This window comes from Neisseria sp. P0014.S009 (genome assembly GCF_051958155.1).
Classification (GTDB): Bacteria; Pseudomonadota; Gammaproteobacteria; order Burkholderiales; family Neisseriaceae; genus Neisseria; species Neisseria flavescens_C.
Genome location: NZ_JBQCVS010000287.1, coordinates 1 through 233 on the forward strand (window position 1 = coordinate 1; position 233 = coordinate 233).

Sequence of the window (233 nt, forward strand, 5' to 3'; positions counted from 1 at the left end):
CATTATCGGTCTGGAAATGGGTGCGGACGATTACGTACCGAAACCATGCACACCGCGCGAACTCTTGGCGCGTATCAACGCCATCTTGCGCCGTGCGCAACACAGCAACGAACAAAACAACGCGCCTAACAGCATTTCTGTCAGCGACGTTGTCCTGTACCCTGCCAAACGCCAAGCCAGCATCAAAGATACTCCGCTTGAATTGACTAGCACCGAGTTCAACCTGCTTGAAG

The 233-nt window shown here is 53.2% G+C and carries 1 pseudogene; it reads left to right on the forward strand.

The features are described 5' to 3' along the window. A pseudogene (gene misR, locus ACTHS4_RS12680) lies at positions 1–233 on the forward strand (two-component system response regulator MisR); the annotation flags it as partial.